Origin of the sequence: Rothia nasimurium (genome assembly GCF_035916755.1) — a bacterium.
Classification (GTDB): domain Bacteria; phylum Actinomycetota; class Actinomycetes; order Actinomycetales; family Micrococcaceae; genus Rothia.
In genome coordinates this window covers 47,296-69,012 of the sequence record NZ_JAYWIX010000008.1, presented here as the reverse complement: position 1 = coordinate 69,012, position 21,717 = coordinate 47,296, and the positions used below count along the sequence as shown (strand labels likewise).

Here is a 21,717-nt window from a genome sequence, read left to right as displayed (position 1 = left end):
CTTACTTCCAGTGTTCTAGCACCTCAACCCCCGCTTTTCACCACCATCACAGCCATCTCACCAAAGTTCATTTCAACAAAAATTCACCCAGCTTAGGAGTGTTGGTGGCCATGCAGGCAGCTCAGCAAAACAGAGGGTGACAAGGCTAAAAATTTTAGACAGCCCCTTTTGGGATACCCCACAAACCAACCCCTATTAGGCACCACCATACTTACACACAGCCCACCTTCACCCCACAGGGCCAAACCCCACCCGCCATAACCGCGCGATAAAAAGGAAATTTTCACATATGACACAGATTACATTTTCAAAGTTTTTGTTCTATATCAGTGAGTAATTTTTAGAATATATGTTCTAGATTCTTTTATTGGTCCGAACCACTTATGGTTATCGCTGCATCACCTACTCAGCCCCTAAAATGTCAGCCATCCTTGCTAGCCTTGAAGACAGCGAACCCCAAGGAGCCCCATGTTCTTCATCGATGCAGATTCTGCCCCCTCGTTAACGGCTACGGCCCTCGAACCTCTCGGTCGGTCTCTAATCTACTCAGCTACTGACCTTGTCACCTCGGCCCAGTGCCAGTTCGCCACCCTCTACGCCCTTGACCAGGCTCTGGGCAGGGTGCCCCGCCTCGAACGTATTGAAGATCCCCAGCTTCGCAGAGCCGCCGCCCTGGGCGAAGCCCACGAACAGCGCATCCTCGATGACTTTCTCCAAACCTACGGCAGCTGGGATCCAGCCTCGGGCCGGGGGGTGTATCAGGTTGATCCCCCGCGTACCTACACTCGGCAGGCTCTCGAAGAAAAACGGGAAGAAACTCTCGAAGTGCTGAGGGCAGGCGCAGATGTTGTCTTCCAGGCCAGCTTCTTTGACGGTTCCTTCCACGGGCGTGCTGACTTCCTTGTAAAGCAGCCCGATGGTAGCTACCGGGTGGTCGACACCAAGCTAGCTCGCACGGCTCGGGTCCCGGCTCTCCTCCAGGTCGCTGCCTATGCCGACCAGCTACATAGAGAGGGGATCCCCTGTGCCCCCTATGTCTCGCTCATTCTGGGCAATAACGTCGAGTCTCTACATGAGCTTGCTACCCTTACACCGGTGTTCGAGCAGAAGCGCGAGCGCCTTCTCGAGCTCCTTACCGCCCACCGGGCACCGGGCACAGCCCCGGTGAGCTGGTTTGTGGAGCCCGGAAGCCCAGAGGTAACACGCTGCGGGCGCTGCGATACCTGCCAGGTGATGGTGCGGGAGCACCGCGATATGCTACTGACCGCCGGGATGACGGCACGCTCACGGCAGGTTATCTATGAGCGCTGTGGTGTTCAGAGTATTGACGAGTTGGCGGCCCTGGCAGGCCAGTCTCAGCTCCCGGGGCTGGTGCGGCGCTACGCAGAGCAGGCAGCCCTACAGACCGGCAATTCAGAGCCGGACGGTACCGCCACGGTACAGCGGGAAGGTCAGGAACATTCCGTCTCCTACAAGCTCTTCCCTCGTCATTCTCTTCGTATGCTCCCGCGGGCCAGTGCAGGTGATCTTTTCATCAGCCTGCGCGCTGACCCCCTATGGCACGACAGGCAAGCGGCTCACCCCGAGCTAGCCTGGGGGCTGACCTACACTCTGGGTGCTGTAGCTCTGCCCGATGAGCCGGGAGCAGAGCCCCTGTTTAGCCAGTTTTGGGCAGCAAGCCGCAGCGCTGAAGGGCGTCTTCTTACAGACTTTCTTGGCCTGCTGCACCAGCAGCGCCAACTTCACCCGGGTCTACGGGTCTATTACTTTGGGGCGGCCACGCTCACCACCTTGCAACAGCTAGCGGCGATGCACGGTATGGGCGAAGCCTATCTCACCGATATCCAACGTGACGGTGTGCTCATTGACCTCTCTGAGGTGCTCCGGCGCTCCATGCGCATCAGTACCGGCACCCGGGTGCTGGCAGATATTGAGCCTCTCTACGGTCAGGAGCTTGGGCCTGACCCTGATATTCCTGTGACGGCCTTTGCCGATGTAACCGAGGCCGAGAAGGAAGGGCGCGCGGAGCAGGCCGAAGCTATGCGCACTGCCCTTGCCCGCAGTCTCTACCGCACCGGTCTTTCCCTGTCTCAGTTACGCACCTGGCTACTAGGGTTGGTGGGCCGGTCGGTCGACGACGAGCTTGTACAGCCCGCGCCCCTGGCTGACCTCAACGAGCTGCTGGTGCAGGCGGGCAGGGCTGAAGATGAGACCGAGGCTGAGCGGGCCCTGCGCCGGTTCGTTGAGGCCCTAGACGCCGGTGGCGAGTTGGAGCCGCAGAAGCAGGCTGTTGCCATGGTAGCTACGGCTACGGGCTACCATCGTCGCGAGCGCCGTCAGTTCTGGTGGGACCATTTCAATCGTCTTACGGCCCCCCGTGAGGATTGGGAGGACGCCCGCGATGTGGTGTTGCTGGGCCGGATGCAGGTGGTCGCCGATTGGCACCGCCCTGAGCGGGCTCGGTCCACTGTGCGCTTGCTGAGCGGGGTGGCAAGGGTTGCTCCAGGTTCGTCGGTGAAGGTGGGCGATAGCAACCTCTTTGCCATGTATACGCGCCCTTTTCCGCCCTTTTTGGAGCGGGAAGCCCGGCAGCAGGCTTTAACCTATGCGGCTCTGCATGAAGGGGTACTACCGGTGGAGGCCGAGCGGGCCGGTGCCTTTAGTACTGAGATTGTAGAGTTGGAGGAGATTCCGGAGCATGAGGCGGGGCAGCCCAACCTAGTGCGGATTACGGTGCGGGAGAGTTTGAAAACCTCAGACGGTGAGCCGGCTGAGCCTTACCCGCACCTGCCAATGGCGCTAACTCCCGGGCAGCCTATTCCGACGCAGGCCCAGGAACAGGCTCTACTTGAATTGGCAGCGCGTACCGCCCGGGTACTGCCTGAATTACCGGCATCGGCGGGTACCGATGTGGTTCGTCGTGTTCCGCCGCGGCTGGTCGGGGGCGGTGTGTTGCCACGTCCGCAGGATTTTGTAGAGACGCACGGTTCTCTTGCGACGGTGCAGGCTATTTATCAGGCGGTGAGCCAGCTCGATCGGTCGTATGTGGCGGTACAGGGCCCCCCGGGGTCGGGTAAGACCTTCGTGGGTTCTCATGTAATCGGCCGTCTTGTGGCTGCGGGCTGGAAGGTGGGTATTGTGGCCCAGTCCCATGCGGTGGTTGAGAACATGCTGCTGGGGTGTATCAGTAATGGCCGCGTAGACCCTGACCAGATCGCTAAGGGGGCGGGCAAGAGCCAGACCCCGAATTTTCCCTGGCGCGAGGTTCGCAACCCCGACGTTTCCAGATTTATGGATGAACCCGGTGGCCGTATTTTTGGCGGCACAGCCTGGGATTTTGCCTCTGATCGCAAGTTCCGGTTTGAGGGCCTTGACCTGCTAGTGATTGACGAGGCGGGGCAGTATTCGCTGGCTAATACGCTGGCAGTGGCCCGTTCAGCTAAGAACCTGCTGCTCCTGGGCGACCCGGCCCAGCTACCCCAGGTCACGCAGGGCACCCACCCCTACCCGGTGGACGAGTCTGCCCTGGGCTGGCTTTCAGCGGGCCGTACGGTGCTGCCTGAAGAGTTTGGCTATTTTCTCGATGTCACCTGGCGTATGCACCCGGCCCTGTGCGCCCCGGTCTCGGCCCTATCGTATGAGGGGCGGCTGGCGTCCGCCCCCTCGGGCACCGAGAGGCACCTGGAGGGGTGGGAGCCCGGGGTCTACCTGCGCACGATAGAGCACCGGGGTAACTCAACAGCTTCAGTCGAAGAAGCCGATGAGATTGTGGCTTTGGCCCGCGGCTTTCTGGGGCACCTGTGGACTCCCCACCTGGCTGCCCCCGAGCAGGCAGCGCCCCTAGCACCCTCAGACATTATTGTGGTGGCAGCCTATAACGCCCAGGTTGATACGATTCGGGCAGCCCTGCTGGAGGCGGGGCTAGCGGACGCCGACGGCGGGGGTGTGCGCGTCGGTACGGTTGATAAGTTCCAGGGGCAGGAGGCCCCGGTGGTGCTGGTGTCGATGGCTGCTTCGAGTGCCGGTGATAGCCCCCGCGGAACCGATTTTCTGCTCTCGCCCAACCGGTTGAATGTTGCCCTGTCCCGCGGCATGTGGGCGGCGGTGGTGGTGTGCTCAACCCGGTTTACCGACTTTCTGCCCACCAGCCCCGAGGCGCTAGCCCTGCTGGGTGCCTTTATCCGCCTTGAGCGGGCAGCCCTGCCCTTCCCCGATGAGGGGGAGGCTGGCGTCCGCCCCGATCCCCCCACCGTTAGGAGTTAGCATGCCCCTCTCCCCCACCCACCGTAAGCGCTCCCCCTATCTCTTTCACTTTGATGGGCAGACCGTGGCTCTGGGCGAGCCCCGCTACCTGCAGCGTATCGACGAGCGCTTGCGCGAGCAGGGGTACGCGACCAGGCCCACCTACTGGGACCAGGCCTACCTAGCTGATTTGGCAGCATCAAGCCCCGAGGATGCCGAGCACGACCAGTTTGCGGCGCCGAGCGACCCGGCCCAGCTCAACAGCGTGGGGGTTTCGTGTAGCAGTAGCGAGTTCTGGTCTGCCATGTATGCCCGCAGTTTTGACGCTACGCCCTGGGGCGGGGAGGGAGACACCCTCTATATGCCCCAGCTACCCGACTGGCTAGAGCGCACCCGGGCCTGGACGCTTGACCCTCTAGCCCCGCAGGACGGCCCCGGCGACCTAGACCCGGCAGGTGGCTGGGTGCGGGTGCGGGATCAGTCGGGTGCGGGTGCGCCCCTGGGGCTGTTCCAGCTCACGAGCCCCGATTATTTCTGGGTCTTTGGGTCGGCACCCGACCTCAAACAGGTGGTGCACCTCTGCCGGGAGTTGGGGCGCGATTTATCCGGCTTTGACTCTGCCACCGCCTATCTGGGCTATGACCTGACCTGCAGTAGCGTCCGGCTGCCGATTGAGTGCGCCCAGCCGTTGCAGGAGCAGCTCTTCCTTGCCGGGGTGGATGCCGAAACCCTGCTCTGGGGTGAAGGCTAGTTTTCTGCCCGGTGACTCTAGGGCATACTGAAAGACATGTTTGTACTGACCTTCATTGCCCGCTCGACCCAGGGTTCGGTGCAGGAGCACCTCACCGACTTGGAGAACCGTCTCGAGCAGCTGGCCCCTGCTGTTGCCTTTACCCGCACCTACCCCGATGAGGTGCAGGGGGCGTTCGATAATGCCCAGGACGCCCTGGCCGCCGCCCTGCTCGGGGCCCGGTTTGCCCGGTTTTGGGTGGGTATCGGGGCCGGTGAGCTGGTGCGGCCGCGCTTCGCGGCGGCCCTGGGGGCGGTTTCTACCCCGGAGTGTTCGGGCTCTGCCTTGAGCCTGTCCCGGTCAGCGGTGGAGCAGGCCCAGACCGGTGCCCCACCGCGCGGTATCTGTGTGCACGCTGAAGGGCAGGGTGTCCGGGCCGACCAGGTAACCGGCCTCTTGCGCCTGCTCTACCGGGTGGCGTCCGCCCGTACCGAAGCCGAGTGGCGGGTGCTTGACCTGCTAGTGCCCGGTGTGCGCGGGCAGCAAAAGGCGGTAGCCCAGGCGCTGGGAATTACCTCCCAGGCGGTGAGTAAAACCCTGGTGCGGTCCTACTGGCATGAAGAGCTGGCTTCTCGCGAGCTCATTGCTGAGCTGCTTGAGGGCTTGGAGGGGCAGGATCAGTAGGCCGGGCACCGGCAAACTGTCAGTGCAAGAGGAGTGAAATCACCAGAATCACGGGCATAGCGCCCAGGGTACTGAGCAGCACGATATCGCGGGAGAGCGTGGTTGCTACGTTGTACCGCACCGCGTAGTTATACATGTTCTGGGCGCTGGGCAGAGCTGCAAGAACGGTGGCCGCGAAGATATCGCTCTCGCTGAGATGGAAAACGTAGCGGGCCAGCAGGTAGGCAACCAGCGGCATCAGAAGGCTCTTAAAGCTAGCGGCAAGCACGGTTTCGAAGCGTTGGCCGGGAGTATCGAGCACCTTGGAACCCCGCAACGACATGCCGAAGGCCGCTAGGATTAGCGGTACGCCCGCGCCGCCCAAGATACGGAAAGGTTCCATCACCACATCGGGAACCTGCAGATTGAACACGTTGACCAGCAGACCCAGGGCTGAACCGATAATCAGCGGGTTTTTGATGGGCTGGGTGGCAACGGTTTTCATGGAGACCGCCCCGTGGGATATGGCGTCCAGAATAGAAAGCACGATGGGGGCGGCGATCAGGAGCTGGAAGAGCAGGATAGGGGCTACCTGGGCAGCGTCGCCCACGATGTAGGTTGCTACGGGCAGGCCCATATTGTTGGCATTGATATAGCCGCTGGCGGCCGCGCCCACTGTGACGGTGCCGGCGTCCTTTTTGAGCAGGAACCTGGCGATGACGGCAAAAAGCAGGGCGACCGTAGCGAAGCTCAAGATAGCCACGGGAAGGCGGCCGGAGAAAATCACGTGCAGGTCAGCCCCGGCCATGGTCACGAACATGAGCGGGGGCAGGGCTACGAAGAAGGCAAAACGATTGAGGGAGAGCCCGGAGTTGGGCGGCAGAATGTCGAGGCGGGCGACCAGGTAGCCTACGCCCACCACTACCGCGATGATGGTAAAGCCTTCGAGGACTGCGAGCATGCTGGGCTTCTTTCTACCGTCGAGCCCTTAGTGCTTGAGCTGGCAGGCGGTGGAGCGGTTGGCGGAGATTTGCAGGTAGGCTCGCTCTGCCAGCGGGCGCAGCAGGGGGTTCTTCAGGGCGGACGCCGCCACCCGCACGGGCGCGTACCGGCTGGTGGAAAGTGCTAAGGCGATGGCGAGCGCCCCGTAGGCTACCTGCCCGGTGGGGGTGATGAAGGGGATTTGGCGCATGAAGCGTTCGAGGTCGACGCAGTGCTCTTGTAGGCGGTCGTAGTGCCCGGCTTGTACCCGGGCGTCTAGGCCCAGGTGGGTGAGCACTCGGGCGGCTTTTTGGCAGATGCCGCAGTCGGGGTCATAGAGTAGGACGCCGGTGGCGGGCAGGGTGTCGCTCACGGTTGGCCTTTCTCTGCGGGGGCAGGTATAAGACCACCATAGCAAGCAGGGCGAGCAGCACCAGAGATGATCGCATTATTTCAACGGGTATGACGGGCCAGCCGGCATGAGCTGCTAGGTCACCCAGGTCTGTGAGCTGAGCCAGGCAGGCTAAAGCCCAGATAGCGGCCAGAGCACGTGCAACTCGCCCACGAGTAACCAACACTGCCAGAGTGGGTATAACCCAGACCCAATGGTGCAACCAGGACACCGGGGAAAGCAGGCAAGTAGAACAACCGAGTACTGCGGCGGCAGCAAAACCATCACCACACACTAACTCTCGGTGGGCCTGGGAAAACGCTACCGCTACAACAGCTAGCAGTAAGGGTGCTAACAGGAGCAGAGAATGGGTACCTACCCAGCGCTCAGCTACACCCTGCAGAGAGCTGTTACCCGAAGTAGCGAAGTTGGTTCCTAAGTCGACAGCATTTTCCAGGCCAGAGAGTTTAGACCCAAAATAGGTTGAACTGGGTTCAGGCAGGAGCAGGAACCCCAGGGCTACGGGAGCTAAGGCTGTCGCAGTTGCCGCAAAAGCCGGGCGCAGGCGTCCGCTTACCCAGAAGAAAAGAATAAAAAGAGCCGGAGTCAGTTTGATCCCTGCTGCCAGCCCAATCAGCACTCCGCGAGGCAGATAGCGGGTCTGTGGGCGAACCATGTCGATGAGGCAGAGAGAAACAAGAAGCAGATTAATCTGCCCAAAGATAAGATGCTGAGCTACGACGTTCAGGGGTAGGGCAAGCAGGTAGGTGGCGGAGAGTGCCGCGGCCAGGCGGACACCGGTAAGGGACGGGCGTATGTAGATGAGACTGAGCAAGAGCAGGATGCCCCGTGCCAGGCAGTTGAGGAAGGTCCAGACTCCGATCCCTAGCGGTTCCGGCAGCCAGGCTAAAGGAATCAGCAACAGAGCGGTAAAGGGCGTGTACACGAAGGGGAGACCCTGGGGTACGTACACCCCGGTAATGTTCTGACTATAAAAGTCAGCCCCGGCAAGCACAGCTACCCCGGTTCCACGATAGACTCCGTAGTCAGCCGGATTAAAAATGAGGGTTGAGTCCAGGAGTGAGCAGCGCACCCAGGCGGTAGCCAGAGCTAAAAGGCAGAGAGCAACCGTCCCTGCATAATAGTCCCTAAGGGCGGAACAGTTCGCCCCCCCCTTGAGAGCCCTGATGCTGGTTAGCAATGATGACGCTATCTTCCTCGATCATGAGTTCCTACCCATCTGCCCAAGGCCATGCCACAGGGTTAAAATCGGTTTTTTACTCTGTATATCATGGGCTGAATCATAGATAAAGAATATCCCCCCTACACCCAATAGGTATAGAGGGGATATATGGGGGCTTGTTCATTAGGGTAGGTGGAGCAGGCTCACAGCGAAGCTGCTGGCTCGATGGAGTGAGCGGATGAGCACCGAGATTCCGAGCCCGCGAGGAAAATAAATCTCGGCGCGAATCTGGCGAGCTTGCGAGCCAGCTAGCGAACCAGGCGAGGGGGGGGCGGCAGCGAGCGTGAGCCTGCGGAACCCCTTATGAATAAGCCTCATGGTTTTAGAGCAGGTCGCGCAGAATCGGCACCGTGCCATCCTCGTAGACCGAGCCGGTGACGTCCGTAGCCAGCTCCGCCACCTCGGGCAGGGCCTGGCCCATGGCAACGCCTCGGGCTGCCCAGTGAATCATTTCCTTGTCGTTGAGGCCGTCGCCGATGGCGATGGTGTGGCGGGGGTCCACGCGCAGCTTGCGGCGGATCTGTTCCAGGGCGGTTGCCTTCGAAACCCCGTGGGCGGCCACATCGAGCCAGGCACTCCAGCCCACTGCGTAGTTGACCCCGTGCAGGCCTGAATCGTAGATAGCGCGTTTGAAATCGTCGGGGGTGTCTGTGGGTGAGCAGACCACCACGCGCACGGCCGACTTCATCGCGGCCATCTCGGTGCGGGTGGTCTTGACGGTGTTGACACCAAAAGACCAGTCCTCAAAGTTATCGGTGGCATAGACCGTTCCATCGGGTGCTTCCAAGGCCAAGGACGCGTGTGGCAGCTTGGCCTTGAGCAGGGTAATGGCGTTGGAGGGGTCGAAGCTGACCTTGTCGATGATGCGGTAACCAGCTTCAAGGGAGGGGTCGATGCTCAGGGTAACCGCGCCGTTGGAGCTCACTGCGTAGCCGCGCGTCAGCCCAATCATCTCAACGATGGGCAGGGTGGCTCCCAGAGAGCGTCCGGTAGAAATGACCACGTGGTGGCCCGCGTCCACGACATCCTGGGCGGCCTTTTTGACAGCCTCGCTCATCGCGCCATCGTGGTTGACCAGGGTGCCGTCAATATCGATAGCTACCAGGTAGCTCACGCCCTCTTCCCGTTCCCAGTTTGAACGGCGAGGAGGGTGTACTTTCAGATCCTTCATGAATGTCATCATGCCTTTCAGTCTTATAACTCTGTTCAGCCTACACCTGCACGGCGGGCAAAGCCCCGGTGAACAGCATGTAAAAGGGGCAGGTACCCGACGGGCGTGGTGCGGAGGCCGGGAGCGACAACGGATAAACTTGTGTTTATGTCTCTTACCAAGCTGTCTGACAGCACCCAGAACTACCTCAAAATCATTTGGGGCATTACCGAACACGGTACCGAGCCGGCGTCTACCTCCGTCATTGCGGCGCGGGCGGGGCTACGGCAGTCGTCGGTGTCGGACGCGGTGAAACGTCTTGCTGCTGCTGGACTGGTGGAGCACCAGCGGTACGGGGCGATTGAGCTGACGGAGCAGGGGCGGGAGTATGCGGTGTCGATGGTGCGCCGTCACCGCCTAATTGAGACTTTCCTGGTGGAGACGCTGGGCTACACCTGGGACCAGGTGCACGATGAGGCGGAGGTGCTGGAGCACGCCGTCTCGGATTTGATGGTTGAGCGGATTGATGCCCTGCTGGGGCACCCTACCCGCGACCCACACGGCGACCCTATCCCCTCCCCTACAGGCGAGGTGGAGTCTATTGCCCCGCATACCCTGGTGGATTGTTCACCGGGGGACAGGGTGCTGGTGGAGCGTGTTTCGGACGATGACCCACAGCTGCTGCGGTTCTTTGCAGAGCACAGCATTGCCCCGGGAAAACACCTGGCAGTTACCGCCGCTAACGGCGAGGAGACGGAGCAGACCGCCACCGTGAACCTGGTTCTACCCAGCGGTGCCATACTCCCCCTGGACGTGAGCGCAGCTGCCGCCGTGTACGTATCCTACCTCTAGCTCTGCCGGAGGGCTTATCGGGTCAGCGCCGTAAACGCCACCACGTTAACCCCGTCTGGGCGCCGGTAGGACAGGCCGCCGCCCGTCAGCACGATAAGCTCCGGGGCGTACTCGTATTTCTCTAGCTCTAACTGATCCCTGAAGGCCTTGAGGGAGGTGGCTGCTTTTTCCACCGTTTCTTCGCGGGAACCCAGCTTAATTTCAACCAGTGCCCACCTGCCATCGTGCCGTTCTAGCACAGCGTCCACTTCTTTACCGGCAGAGTCTCGTGCGTGAGCTACAGTGCCCTGACCTCCTATCAAAACAGAGAGGTCGTGCACAACCTGGGACTCAAAGAGCTGGCCCGCAAAGTCCAGGTCCTGCAATACTTTCTGGGGTGTAGCCCCGAGTGCTGCCACGGCAAGGGCTGGGTCGGCCATATGGCGTTTGGGAGAGCTCCGCAGGGTCGCTTTAGACCTCAGATGGGCAGACCACGCGGGTTGCTCGACCTGGATAAAAATGCGGGAAAGCGCGGCGATATAGTCGGTGGCGGTGTCCCTGTTGATACCGGCGTCCTGCGCGAGTGTAGCAATCTTGAGTTCGGTGCCAACACCCCTGCCCAGGGACCTCAGTAGACGACGCACCTGGGCGGGGTCGCGTCGTACTCCGTCCGGTGTGCGGATATCGACGTCAGCAACGGTTGATACATAGTCCCGGAGATTACCTAAAGCTGCTTCTAGGGGTAGCCCGATGAAGGCGGGCCAGCCACCTCGGCACATGCGGTCTACCAGGTCGCTAATGCTGACGGACGGTGCGGCAGCTCGCGGGGCGTCACCCTCCAACAGCTGCTCTAAAGAAACCTGGCGCGATGATTCGCCCGATTCGGCGAGGGACATCGTGCTCATCTGCAAACGGGCAAAACGCCCTGCCCCGGTGTGCCGGGCAGCGTTCTCGCCCGGCGCGGTAGACCCGGTGAGGATGTACCCGCCGGTGAGTCTACGGTCGTCAACGTCACGCCTTACGACGTCCCACATGACGGGGTAAAGCTGCCATTCGTCCAGGAGCCTCGGCTGTTCCCCCAGCAGAAGCAGAGAGGGGTCAATCTCAACGGTCTGGGCTACCTGCGGGTCTACGTCCAAACGCACCTGGCTCTGGGCAACTTGCAGGGCGGTCTCTGTTTTGCCACAGCCCTTGGGGCCCTCAATCAGTACAGCGCCAGCCCGCCCCAGGGCTCGTTGCAGGGATTCATCGGCAAACCTTTGAATGTACTGGTCAGACATACTATGAGCTCTCTATTCCGCACTTTGCAATGATTCTATTGGGCAGTTTAGAGACATTCTATTCCGCACTTTGCGATTAATCTATTCCGCACTTTGTGGAGGTTTTGTTCCGCACTTTGTAACAAGGCGCCGGGTAGCTCTCCCCTAGCCCCTTACCTAGCCCTGGGACGCCTGCGCCGCTGCCCGGCGTCGGGTCAGCAGACCGTGGCGCGGGGCAAAGAGGTAGGCAGCACCAAAGAAGGCACCCAGGGCGAGTACCACCGCACCACCGGCAGACACGTCTAGGTGGTAGCTGGCGTAGAGCCCCACCAGGGCACCCGCCAGGGAGACTCCGGCAGAAACCGCCAGCATGGTACTGAACCTGTCGGTGAGCAGGCGCGCGGTGGAGCCGGGAATCACCAGCATGGCAACCACCAGCACCACCCCCACAATCTGCAGGGCAAGCACAGAAGTCAGGGCGAGCGCCACCAGCAGGACCCCTGCCAGCAGGCGCGGGCTCAGCCCAATGGCGTGAGTGTAGCCGGGGTCGAAGGCGTAGAGCACCAGGTCGCGGCGTTTGAGCATGAGCACGGTAACCACCAGCACCGCCAGCACCGCAATCTGGGCAACTTCAGCCCAGGACACGCCCAGCACGTTGCCAAAGAGAATGCTGTGCAGGTCAGTCTGAGAGGGTGTTACCGAAATCAGCACCAGCCCGAGGGCGAACATCACCGTAAAGACAATGCCGATGGCGGCGTCCTCCCTAATGCGCCCGCTGCCCCGTACCGCCCCGATGAGGGCAACTGCCAGTAAGCCGGCGATCACCGCGCCCACCGCGAAGGGTGCGCCCACCATGTAGGCGAGCACCACCCCGGGCAGCACGGCGTGCGAGATAGCGTCACCCATGAGCGACCAGCCCATGAGCACCAGCCAGCAGGACAGCAGGGCGCAGACCAGGGCGGCAATCACCGTCACCAGGAACCCGCGCTGCATAAAGCCGTAGGTCAGCGGTTCTAGGAGTAGGTCAAGCACGGTTGCCCTCCTGGGCGGGGGTCAGCGGATTCATACCGAAGGCACGCACCAGGTTATCCGGGGCGAGTACGGTGGAGGGGTCCCCTGACATCAGTACCTCGTTGCGGAGCAGGACGGCGGTGTCCGCCAGGTCTGCCAGGTTGGCAAGGTCGTGGGTTGAAATCAGAATCCCAGCCCCGGCATCGCGCAGCTCCCGTAGCAGGGTCACCAGCATCGTCTCACTCCGCTTATCCACTCCCGCGAAGGGCTCATCCAGTAGCAGGAGCTTAGCCCCCTGCGCCAGCCCGCGCGCCACGAAAGCCCGCTTACGCTGGCCACCCGAGAGGTTACCAATCTGCCGGTGTGCCAGGTCGGTCAGCTCCACCCGCTCTAAAGCCTCGTCCACGGCGGCACGGTCCTCAGCCCGCAGCCGCCGGGTAAAACCTAGCCGCCCGTAGCGCCCCTGCGCCACCACATCACGCACCGATACGGGAAACGAAAAATCAATCTCCTCCCGTTGTGGTACATAGCTCACCACGCCAGCCTTACGCGCCGCCTTGGGCGTCATACCATCAATCATCACCGACCCGCTGGCGGGGGCAACGCCCATTACCGCCTTAAAAAGCGTGGACTTACCCGACCCGTTCATACCCACCAGGCCGCACACACTCCCGGCGTCCACCGCCAGGTGCGCCCCACGCAGGGCCTGCACATCGCCGTAGGTGACCGTCACATCGCGGATATCTAAAAGGCTCATTCTTGTACTCTAACGCCGCCCGGTTTCTTTTAAAGCAAAGGACGGGGCACCGGGGGCAGGCGGTGGACACCCCGCACACGGGACCACCTGCCTCACCGGCAACCGCACATCTATGGCAGGGAGCCTGCCAGGTTTTAGGCGCCGGGGCTACTTGCTCAGCGCCTCGGCAATGGTTTCTGCGTCATAGCGGATTAGGTCTAGGTAAGTGGGCACGTCCCCGTCCTTCTCAGAGAGAGAATCAACGTAGAGCGCACCGGCGTAAGTTGAGCCGGACTCCTTCGCTACCTGCTCCATGGTCTTGGACGGCACCGTAGACTCACAGAACACGGCGGGCACCTTGTTGCCCTCTACAAAATCAGCTACCTCAGCCACACGGGAGGCGCTCGGCTCACCGTCCGAATTCACCGCCCACAGGTACTTTTCCGTCAGTCCGGCATCCGCTGCCAGGTAGGAGAAGGCACCCTCGCAGGTCACCAGCGCGCGCTTGCCCTGGGGCACAGCGGAAAGGTCGGCTACCAGCTCATCGTGTACCGCCTGCAGCTCCTTCTTGTATGCCTCAGCGTTGGTGCGGAAGGCGTCCGCGTTCTCGGGGTCTAGCTCAGCGAAGGCGTCCGCGATGTTATCAATGTAGGTCTGTGCCGCCAGCGGGCTCATCCAGGCGTGCGGGTTGGGTTTACCGGCGGACTCCGCCTCAGCGATGTTGATGGTCTGCACGCCATCAGAGACGGTCACGCTCTGCGCGTCAGTGTCCTGCAAAAACTGCTCAAACCAGGCCTCCAAGCCCAGCCCGTTAGCGAGGATCAGGTCTGCATCCGCACCCTTTTTGACGTCGGACGGGGTGGGGTCGTACTCGTGGATTTCTGCACCGGGCTTGGTGAGGGATTCTACGGTGATGTGCTCACCGCCCACGTTCTGCGCCATATCTGCCAGTACGGTGAAGGTTGCGATGACGGTGGGGGTATCATCCTGCGCCTCGGTACCGGAAGTAGAGCCGCAGGCAGTGAGGATGCCCAGGGCGAGCACCCCGCCCGCAGCAAACAGGCGACGGGTGAGGGCGCGACGGGTCTGGGTGGCATGAGCTTGGGGGGTGCGGGTTGCTGTGTTCATGGGTGCGTTGTTCCTTCGTTGGGGTGCGCGATCTTCTAACTTACGCCGTTGTAGCCGGTGAAGCCCTGTTCATGGTCTGGTGTGTGCAACCATCATAAGTTCGTCTAGGCGAACTTTTCAAGGAGGTAGGGGCGGAGCCACCCACTTTTTAACACAAAAATTCCCCACGAAATACCGTCTGACAAGAACAAACAGCACCCCGTGGGGAACTAAAAAGAAGCTACTTAGCCACTACCGGAATTACTTCCAGCCCGCCCATGTAGGGGCGCAGGGCCTCGGGGATACGCACGGAGCCGTCTGCCTGCTGGTGGGTTTCCAGGATTGCAACCAGCCAGCGGGTGGTAGCTAGGGTGCCATTGAGGGTGGCAACAGTGCGAGTACCGCCCTTCTTGGTCTTGCCATCGGCGGTAACGGTATCGGGCATACGCTCACGCACGTTCAGGCGGCGGGCCTGGTAGGTAGTGCAGTTGGAGGTTGAGGTCAGTTCGCGGAAGGCGCCCTGGGTGGGCACCCAGGCTTCGCAGTCGAACTTGCGGGCGGCGGACGAGCCCAGGTCACCCGCGGCGGTGTCGATCACGCGGTAGGAGAGCTCGCACTTGGCCAGCATTTCTTCTTCCCAGGCCAGCATCTTGGAGTGCATCTCTTCTGCCTGCTCGACGGGACAGTAGACAAACATTTCGGCCTTGTTGAACTGGTGCACGCGAATAATACCGCGGGTGTCCTTACCGGCAGAACCGGCTTCGCGGCGGTAGCAGGAGGACCAGCCCAGGTACTTGAGGGGACCATTCTTAAAGTCAATGATTTCATCGGCATGGTAGCCAGCGATAGCGACCTCGGAGGTACCGACCAGGTAGAGGTCGTCGCGCTCGAGGCGGTAGATTTCGTCGTCGTGTTCGACGTTGAAGCCGGTACCGTTCATGGTTTCGGGGCGCACCAGGGTGGGGGTGGTGAGCATGGTGAAGCCGTTGGCGGTTGCCTGGTCGAGGGCCATCCACATGAGTGCCTGCTCCAGGCGGGCGACGTGGCCCTTGAGGAAGTAGAAGCGGGAGCCTGAGACCTTAGCGCCACGCACCATGTCGATGCCGTCAACCAGCTCACCGATTTCAAGGTGGTCGCGGGGTTCAAAGCCGTCTGCCTCGAAGTTGCGGGGTTCGCCTACCTGCTTGACGACCACGTAGTCGTCCTCGCCACCGGCAGGAATACCGTCAATAATCAGGTTGCCTACACCGGCGACCAGTTCTTCCTGGCGGGCGGCAGCTGCGTCAGCGGCAGCCTTGGCCTCTGAGACCTTCTGAGAGAGTTCCTTAACCTCAGCCAGCAGGGCCTGCTTTTCTTCCTTGGCGGCCTTGCCGATTTTCTTAGAGAAGACGTTCTGTTCGGCGCGCAGCTTCTCGAACTCGTTGATGGAGGTGCGGCGGGTGGCGTCCGCTTCGAGAATCTGGTCAATGACGGTTTCGTCAGCGCCGCGAGCGCGCTGTGAGGCACGGAAGGCGTCGGGGTTTTCACGCAGGAGGTTAATGTCAATCATGCCTCTAAATTTACCGTAGTTGTCGCTGCGATGATAGGCGCGCGGACGCTGGGAGCGGCGGGGTGCGTCCGCTGGGGTGGTGAGGGGTAGGGAGTGGGGAGCCGGGGTCGGCGGGGAAGGGTATTATTCAGTATGCTGGTGATATGGTTTCGCGTACGACTCTCGGCGTATCCCTTGCTGTTGCTTCTGCTCTTGCCCTGGGTGGGGTGGCATTGTCTGTGCGCAAGGGCAGGCGGGAGCGTCCTGACCTTTTCCCGGTCTACCGGCCCCTGCACCGCATGTTGGAGCCGGGTGAGCCGCGACAAGTGGCGGTGGTCTATAACCCCACCAAAGACAGGGCTGATTCGGTGATTCGCATGATTACCGCCGAGCTGGGCCTGGCTAACTGGCCCAAGGCAAGGTTCTACGAGACTGGGGCGGGCGACCCCGGCTTTGGTATGGCCCAGCAGGCTGTGACGGACGGGGCTGAGATTGTGCTGGCTGTCGGCGGTGACGGCACGGTGCGCGCTGTAGCAGACGGTCTGGCGGGCACCGCAGCCACCCTGGGCGTCGTCCCCCTGGGCACGGGCAACCTGCTGGCCCGCAACCTCAACATGGACGTAAATGACCTGCACGCCTGCATCAACATCGCCCTGCACGGGCAGAGCCGCACCATCGACATGATTCGTATGGAGATGCAGGGCGAGAAGGAACTTCCACCGGTCAATTTTGTGGTCATGGGCGGGGCAGGCTTTGACGCCCACATCATGACCGACACCCGCGAAGACCTCAAGGCCCGCGTCGGCTGGCTAGCCTACGTTGAGGCCAGCACCCGGCACATGTTTACCCGCCGCCGCCCAGCAGTCATCACCGTAAATAACAGTGCGCCGATTCGCCGCAAGATTCGGTCTGTACTGGTCGCTAACACCGGCAAGATTCAGGGCGGGGTGAGCCTGGCGCAGACGGCCCAGCTCTCTGATGGGCAGCTTGAAGTGATTGTGCTGACCCCGCGCAACCTGGGCAGCTGGGTGCGTATGGCAGCGCAGTTCATCCTGCGCCCCACCCGCGTGCGCTACCCGGTGGTCGAGCACTTTGTGGGCACGGACGTCCGCGTCTACTTCCCCAACACCCGCCTACCCGTTGAGGTGGACGGGGACGTACTCGGTGAGGTCAGCGACTTCCACGCCCAGGTGCTCCCCGCCGCCGTCAATGTGCAGGTGTACCCCGATGACATGCAGATTCGCTCTCTCAGCGACTTCGTTAACGCCAGAGAAGAACTAGTGGCGCAGCAGCGCCGCTGGTGGCAGAGGTTCTTAAGGCTCTAAGGGCTCTCGGCAGAGTCTGGAAACTCAGCTCATAGGGGCATAAAGCAGGCTCACGCTCGCTGCTGACCCTCATCTGACGGAAGATACACGGGACAGTTTGGGGATGAAGCAGGCTCACGCTCGCTGTGAGCCTGCTTCATCCCCTAAGCCAGAAAGCTCCTGGTGGTAAAGCAAAAGGTTTATAGAATGTAAGACAATCGTTCAGCCCGCCTTTACTCTTATGAAGTGCGGGCTGGATTTCTATATATTTCATTGGCCTTAAAAACCTTAGATATTATGCTTGAGAGCCTCGGGCCGTCCGCCCGGGAAGAGGGTTTCAACCCAGTCGCGGGCGGCGTTGAAAGAAGCCTCGTCGTGCATGGGGTCTACCGCGGCTAGGCGCTTGTCAGCGCGGGGATAGGAGCCCAGGTAGAGCACCCCGGGTGATACCCGGTGGATGCCGCGTAGGGCATCGCGCACGCGGGCGTCGTAGAGGTGCCCGTCAATGTCGATAGAGAAGAAGTAGGCTCCCAGGAATTCGCCGGTGGGGCGGGACTCAATGCGGGAAAGGTTGATTCCCCGGGTTGAGAACTGCTCTAGCAGGTCAAGCAGGGCGCCGGGGCGGTCCTGGGGCAGCGGGATGACCAGGGTGGTTTTGTCTGCCCCGGTCGGTGCGGGAGTTTCAGCATCGCGGGCGACGAGCACGAAGCGGGTGACGGCGTTCTTGTTATCACCAATATTGTGAGCCAGCACCTGCAGCTCGGGGTGGGTCTGCGCCACAGCGGGCGAACAGATAGCGGCCTCGTAGCCGGGGTTTTCATTCAGCAGCCCCAGGGCAGCGCCCGCGGTGGACGAGCCGGGCAGGTAGTCGGCGTCCGGCTTGTTCTCTGCCACCCAGGAGCGCACCTGCGCCCAGGCATGCGTATGGGTTGAGATAGTTTTGACGCTCTCTAGTGTGGTGCCGGGGCGGGCAACCAGCACAAAGGTGATGGGCACCAGCACTTCGCGGACGATACGCAGGGACCCGTCGAGGGCCGCGATGGCGTCGAGGGTTGCAGTCACACCACCTTCAACAGAGTTTTCGATAGGAACCATGGCAGCATCGGCGCTACCGTCACGCAGGGCGTCCAGGGCCGCAGGTACGGACGTCGCGGGGATACGTTCAGCGTCAGGCGCGCCAGGCACGGTGAGAAGAGCTGCTTCGGTGAAGGTGCCCGACGGGCCAAGATAGGTGTAACGCATGGGGTCTAGTTTAGCGGGTGGACGCGGCACCCCGACTCCCTGCCAAAGGGTTAGTGGAGGTTTGTACCGGGTGGTGCCCATATAGCGGGAACAGAGGACTGAAAGAGGTGAAACAGGCTTACGCTCGCTGCCGACCCTCTCACCCGGTTCGCTTCGCTCACGAGGTGATTCACGCCAGCCCCGAGCCAGCAGCTTCGCTGTAAGCCTGTTTCACCTCAACGTCCCCTACACGTTATAAAGCCACTCCATAACGCAATCTGTATAGCTAGGTTCTCTCAGCACAGCGTTAGAACACATAAAAAGACCAATCGACTTCATTCTGTTACCCAGAACACCTAGTATTGATGTTATGTCAGCCCAGTTCACCAAGCCTCAGCCCATACTCGATAAGAACCTTCTACAGTCTGGGGCAAAAACTTCATCAGCGCCTCGCATCATGGGTGTTTGGCTAGCAGCAAATCTCGTGGTCACAACGATGCTTACAGGCACCTTATTTGTGCCTTCTCTAACCTATGGGGCAGCACTTCTTGTGATTACGCTAGGAACCCTTCTAGGCGCCCTAGTTTTAGTTACCGTAGGCAGCATAGGAACAAGAACTGGGTATGCCACCATGGAACTCACGAAGTTCTCATTCGGTATAAAAGGTAGCCTTATTCCCGCAGTAGGCAATATTGTGGTCCTAATGGGCTGGAGCTGGGTTCAAGCCATCCTTGCTGGTGTAACAGTAAACGCGCTAGTCGCAGGAGCGACTGGATACTCTAATCCGGTGCTTTGGTCTGTAATCTGCGAAGTAGTAGTCGTTGCGCTGGCACTGTTTGGCCATAGCGCTATTGCCAAAGTAGAACCTGTTTTTGCCGTGCTGATTCTCGCGTGCATGGGCTATGTTCTGTGGCTATGCTTCAAAGAGGTCCCTCTAAGCTCATTTCTTTCAACCTCAGCAACTGAAAATCCTTATACTTCTCGCCTAGCATTCGATGCAGTCTTTGCAACAGCTATTTCCTGGACGGTACTTTCAGCAGATTTCAACAGATTCGGTTCTCATACGGCTAAGACATCTGCGGGTAGCTTCATCGGTTACTGCACATCAACAATTCTTGCAATGTCTTTAGGCGCGACTTTGGCCCTCTATTTAGTCATTGCACGCGGTGTTGAAGCGCCTTTTGACCCTGTTCCGCTTGTAGAGGCCTTTGGGCCTGCTCTTGCTGTTGCCGTATTTCTATCTGTAATGGCAACAAATTCTATGGTGGTCTATGGGATGGTGAACTCAGCCATGACCGTACTGCCGAGTAAAGCACAAAACTATAAGATAGTCGCTTCCGTTATTGGTTTGATTTCTATCCTGGGTGCGAGTCAGATAGCTTTGCTTGACCACTTTACAAACTTCTTACTACTCATTGGGGCTTTTTTCGTGCCCGTATTTGCTGTCATGATATGCGACTACTACTTGGTTAAACGTGGTGAATATTTGCCACTCACCACATATCGATTTGCAGTTGGGTACCCTGCAGTAGGAGCTTGGGTGCTGGGTTCACTGACAGCCTGGGTTTTTGCATATCGCCTCTTGTCTCCGATAGGCGCCACCATGACGTCTTTCCTCGTTACAGCACTTGTATATCTAGCAATAGACAAAGTTGCGTCCGCAAGACGATCCATAAAGTAGTTATAACAGCTATGTAATCGGGCGGGGGCGCCAGCCCATCTCGTATAGATACTTCTAGATATCAGGGTGATGCCATGTCGGTTGATTTTAATTTGAACCAGAAAATCTCAAACTCGCTCAGCGCACTTAAGGAAGATGGTTTCAAGGACGCTGAACAAATTGTGGATTATGCGAGGCTCCTCAGAGGTCTGACCTTCGAGGATGTCCTTTCGCTCAAGCTCTCAGAGCACCTTCCAGCTCCGAACTACACGGACAAAAATCGTAAAGGTGCACTAGGCAACCTACTTGAAGAGCACTACTTCGGTTATACAGCTAACTCAGAGTCAGCTCCTGACTTCGCAGAAGCAGGCATGGAGCTTAAAGTTACCCCGGTAGAGTACGGCAATAACAGAAAAAAGCAGAGAGTTATCAAAGCCGGTGAACGCCTGGTGCTCTCGATGATTCCAAATAACTCTGAAATTCCGCTCGACTACGAAGATTCTTCGCTAAAGAAAAAGTCCTCCGATATTCTGCTTATCAGCTATCTTCGAGACCGCTCCGTCAAAAGTACCGAGCAACGCATCAACCTCATCAATAGACTTCAGATTTCGGGTGAAGACCTTGAAATCATCAAAGAAGACTACAGAAAAATCGTGAGCATGATTCAAGCTGGCCGAGCTCACGAGTTGAGTGAGGGTATGACTAACTACCTTGGGGCTTGCACGAAAGGGGCTACGGCTGAGAAAAGTTTACGAGCCCAGTTCTATCCTCTAGTTCATGAAGATGGGTCTCTTGAATACATACCAGCGAAGAGTCGCGCTTTTTCTTTCAAGCAGTCGTATATGACCGCCCTAGCTCAACGATTCGAGAAAGAGCAGGAAGAGGCTGATCGGCTCATCAACGATTCTCAGCTTCTTGAAGATAACACCTTCGATGATGTCGTCCTGCAGATGCTGGCACCTTTTGAGAACCGATATTCCCATGAGCTAGCGACAGAAATAGCCCCAGATCTCGACTCCGCTGCCAAAAACTTTCACAATGCACTCACATGGCGTCTCTTTGGCTCAAAGAGGGAACGTATTGAGGAATTTGAGAAAGCGGGGATATCGGTCCGCACCGTTCGAGTCCAGAAGAATGGGGCGATTAAGGAGAAGCTAAAACTTAAAAACTTCAAGTTTGCTGATCTTCATGCTGAGACCTCGTGGGAAGACTCCGAATGGTACTCGCTGCTCGCAGACCAACGTTATCTGTTTGTAGTTTTTCAGGAGGATGATAATGGGTACTACCTTCGGGGTGCTTTCTTCTGGTCTGTGCCAGTTCACCTAATTGGCGGTGAGGAGTTCAAAGATAACACCGGCACTGCGTATGAATACTGGCTTGATACCAAGCAAAAACTTCGAGACGGCGTCAAGGTATATCTTGATGGTGGAACCTACAAAAACAACTTCATGAAAGCATCGGAAAACTCTGTGTGCCATATCCGCCCTAGTGCGAAGAAGGCAGCGTACCGCTTCACAGATGGAAGGCCTGATGTAGGTAATGTAGAGCGTGATTCCAACCAGCTACCTGACGGCCAACGACTAACAAACCAGGCATTCTGGATTAATACAAATCTTATCAAGCAAAAGATAGCAGAAGAGATATAGAAAAGAGATAATGC

The 21,717-nt window shown here is 59.4% G+C and carries 17 protein-coding genes; 7 read left to right on the top strand and 10 right to left on the bottom strand.

Features of this window, described 5'->3' with window-relative positions; all coding sequences use genetic code 11:
- The first annotated feature begins 468 nt into the window (after positions 1-468).
- Genes VSX42_RS09645 through VSX42_RS09635 form a run of 3 tightly spaced genes read left to right on the top strand, consistent with a single transcriptional unit; the run spans position 469 to position 5,656 of the window.
- Positions 469-4,263: an AAA domain-containing protein gene (locus tag VSX42_RS09645; protein WP_326504076.1), complete on the top strand. Its 3,795-nt coding sequence runs from the start codon at positions 469-471 to the stop codon at positions 4,261-4,263.
- Position 4,264: 1 nt separating this feature from the next.
- On the top strand, positions 4,265-4,993 hold the full coding sequence (locus tag VSX42_RS09640; protein ID WP_326504075.1) for a hypothetical protein: 729 nt from the start codon (positions 4,265-4,267) through the stop codon (positions 4,991-4,993).
- Positions 4,994-5,029: 36 nt separating this feature from the next.
- Positions 5,030-5,656 carry a recombinase RecJ gene (locus VSX42_RS09635; RefSeq protein WP_326504074.1) on the top strand — a complete coding sequence of 209 codons (627 nt, stop codon included), beginning with the start codon at positions 5,030-5,032 and terminating at the stop codon, positions 5,654-5,656.
- Positions 5,657-5,675: 19 nt separating this feature from the next.
- On the opposite strand, the gene VSX42_RS09630 is transcribed toward VSX42_RS09635, so the two are convergent.
- The 4 genes from VSX42_RS09630 to VSX42_RS09615 form a co-directional block, all read right to left on the bottom strand.
- On the bottom strand, positions 5,676-6,596 hold the full coding sequence (locus tag VSX42_RS09630) for an AEC family transporter (protein WP_326504073.1): 921 nt from the start codon (positions 6,594-6,596) through the stop codon (positions 5,676-5,678).
- Positions 6,597-6,623: 27 nt separating this feature from the next.
- On the bottom strand, positions 6,624-6,989 hold the full coding sequence (locus VSX42_RS09625) for a thiol-disulfide oxidoreductase DCC family protein (RefSeq protein ID WP_326504072.1): 366 nt from the start codon (positions 6,987-6,989) through the stop codon (positions 6,624-6,626).
- Positions 6,949-8,100 carry a glycosyltransferase 87 family protein gene (locus VSX42_RS09620; protein ID WP_326504071.1) on the bottom strand — a complete coding sequence of 384 codons (1,152 nt, stop codon included), beginning with the start codon at positions 8,098-8,100 and terminating at the stop codon, positions 6,949-6,951. Before VSX42_RS09620 ends, VSX42_RS09625 begins: the two co-directional genes overlap by 41 nt.
- 472 nt (positions 8,101-8,572) lie before the next feature.
- A complete protein-coding gene (locus tag VSX42_RS09615; RefSeq protein WP_326504070.1) occupies positions 8,573-9,433 on the bottom strand; it encodes an HAD family hydrolase in 861 nt (286 codons plus the stop codon).
- Between the two features lie 135 nt (positions 9,434-9,568).
- Here VSX42_RS09615 and VSX42_RS09610 point away from each other — a divergent pair, with 135 nt between their 5' ends.
- Positions 9,569-10,252: a metal-dependent transcriptional regulator gene (locus VSX42_RS09610; protein WP_326504069.1), complete on the top strand. Its 684-nt coding sequence runs from the start codon at positions 9,569-9,571 to the stop codon at positions 10,250-10,252.
- Positions 10,253-10,266: 14 nt separating this feature from the next.
- On the opposite strand, the gene VSX42_RS09605 is transcribed toward VSX42_RS09610, so the two are convergent.
- The 5 genes from VSX42_RS09605 to serS form a co-directional block, all read right to left on the bottom strand.
- Positions 10,267-11,511, bottom strand: a complete 1,245-nt coding sequence (locus VSX42_RS09605; RefSeq protein WP_326504068.1) for an ATP-binding protein — start codon at positions 11,509-11,511, stop codon at positions 10,267-10,269.
- A gap of 156 nt (positions 11,512-11,667) precedes the next feature.
- On the bottom strand, positions 11,668-12,483 hold the full coding sequence (locus VSX42_RS09600; RefSeq protein WP_326504186.1) for a metal ABC transporter permease: 816 nt from the start codon (positions 12,481-12,483) through the stop codon (positions 11,668-11,670).
- 31 nt (positions 12,484-12,514) lie between these two features.
- Positions 12,515-13,258, bottom strand: coding sequence for a metal ABC transporter ATP-binding protein (locus tag VSX42_RS09595; RefSeq protein WP_326504067.1), 744 nt, complete (start codon positions 13,256-13,258; stop codon positions 12,515-12,517).
- 147 nt (positions 13,259-13,405) lie between these two features.
- Entirely contained in the window at positions 13,406-14,365 is a 960-nt protein-coding gene (locus tag VSX42_RS09590) for a metal ABC transporter substrate-binding protein (protein WP_326504066.1), read from the bottom strand.
- A 220-nt stretch (positions 14,366-14,585) separates the two neighbouring features.
- Positions 14,586-15,893 (bottom strand): serine--tRNA ligase, encoded by a 1,308-nt coding sequence (gene serS, locus VSX42_RS09585; RefSeq protein WP_326504065.1) that lies wholly within the window; start codon positions 15,891-15,893, stop codon positions 14,586-14,588.
- Between the two features lie 143 nt (positions 15,894-16,036).
- On the opposite strand from serS, the gene VSX42_RS09580 reads away from it, so the two are divergent.
- A complete protein-coding gene (locus VSX42_RS09580) occupies positions 16,037-17,197 on the top strand; it encodes a diacylglycerol/lipid kinase family protein (RefSeq protein WP_326504064.1) in 1,161 nt (386 codons plus the stop codon).
- 267 nt (positions 17,198-17,464) lie between these two features.
- Here the strand turns inward: VSX42_RS09580 and pheA are convergent, their stop codons facing one another.
- Positions 17,465-18,418 carry a prephenate dehydratase gene (pheA, locus tag VSX42_RS09575; RefSeq protein ID WP_326504185.1) on the bottom strand — a complete coding sequence of 318 codons (954 nt, stop codon included), beginning with the start codon at positions 18,416-18,418 and terminating at the stop codon, positions 17,465-17,467.
- Between the two features lie 349 nt (positions 18,419-18,767).
- On the opposite strand from pheA, the gene VSX42_RS09570 reads away from it, so the two are divergent.
- Positions 18,768-20,078, top strand: coding sequence for a purine-cytosine permease family protein (locus VSX42_RS09570; RefSeq protein WP_326504063.1), 1,311 nt, complete (start codon positions 18,768-18,770; stop codon positions 20,076-20,078).
- Positions 20,079-20,152: 74 nt separating this feature from the next.
- Positions 20,153-21,703 (top strand): Sau3AI family type II restriction endonuclease, encoded by a 1,551-nt coding sequence (locus VSX42_RS09565; RefSeq protein ID WP_326504062.1) that lies wholly within the window; start codon positions 20,153-20,155, stop codon positions 21,701-21,703.
- The last annotated feature ends 14 nt before the right edge of the window (positions 21,704-21,717 follow it).

Excerpts from the sequence above, each read along its gene's own strand:
- VSX42_RS09615 (WP_326504070.1), bottom strand. The coding sequence starts at position 9,433 with ATGATGACATTCATGAAGGATCTGAAAGTACACCCTCCTCGCCGTTCA.
- VSX42_RS09645 (WP_326504076.1), top strand. The coding sequence starts at position 469 with ATGTTCTTCATCGATGCAGATTCTGCCCCCTCGTTAACGGCTACGGCC.
- serS (WP_326504065.1), bottom strand. The coding sequence starts at position 15,893 with ATGATTGACATTAACCTCCTGCGTGAAAACCCCGACGCCTTCCGTGCC.
- VSX42_RS09565 (WP_326504062.1), top strand. The coding sequence starts at position 20,153 with ATGTCGGTTGATTTTAATTTGAACCAGAAAATCTCAAACTCGCTCAGC.
- VSX42_RS09590 (WP_326504066.1), bottom strand. The coding sequence starts at position 14,365 with ATGAACACAGCAACCCGCACCCCCCAAGCTCATGCCACCCAGACCCGT.
- VSX42_RS09635 (WP_326504074.1), top strand. The coding sequence starts at position 5,030 with ATGTTTGTACTGACCTTCATTGCCCGCTCGACCCAGGGTTCGGTGCAG.
- VSX42_RS09600 (WP_326504186.1), bottom strand. The coding sequence starts at position 12,483 with ATGCAGCGCGGGTTCCTGGTGACGGTGATTGCCGCCCTGGTCTGCGCC.
- VSX42_RS09605 (WP_326504068.1), bottom strand. The coding sequence starts at position 11,511 with ATGTCTGACCAGTACATTCAAAGGTTTGCCGATGAATCCCTGCAACGA.
- VSX42_RS09630 (WP_326504073.1), bottom strand. The coding sequence starts at position 6,596 with ATGCTCGCAGTCCTCGAAGGCTTTACCATCATCGCGGTAGTGGTGGGC.
- VSX42_RS09640 (WP_326504075.1), top strand. The coding sequence starts at position 4,265 with ATGCCCCTCTCCCCCACCCACCGTAAGCGCTCCCCCTATCTCTTTCAC.
- VSX42_RS09610 (WP_326504069.1), top strand. The coding sequence starts at position 9,569 with ATGTCTCTTACCAAGCTGTCTGACAGCACCCAGAACTACCTCAAAATC.
- VSX42_RS09595 (WP_326504067.1), bottom strand. The coding sequence starts at position 13,258 with ATGAGCCTTTTAGATATCCGCGATGTGACGGTCACCTACGGCGATGTG.
- VSX42_RS09580 (WP_326504064.1), top strand. The coding sequence starts at position 16,037 with ATGGTTTCGCGTACGACTCTCGGCGTATCCCTTGCTGTTGCTTCTGCT.
- pheA (WP_326504185.1), bottom strand. The coding sequence starts at position 18,418 with ATGCGTTACACCTATCTTGGCCCGTCGGGCACCTTCACCGAAGCAGCT.
- VSX42_RS09570 (WP_326504063.1), top strand. The coding sequence starts at position 18,768 with ATGTCAGCCCAGTTCACCAAGCCTCAGCCCATACTCGATAAGAACCTT.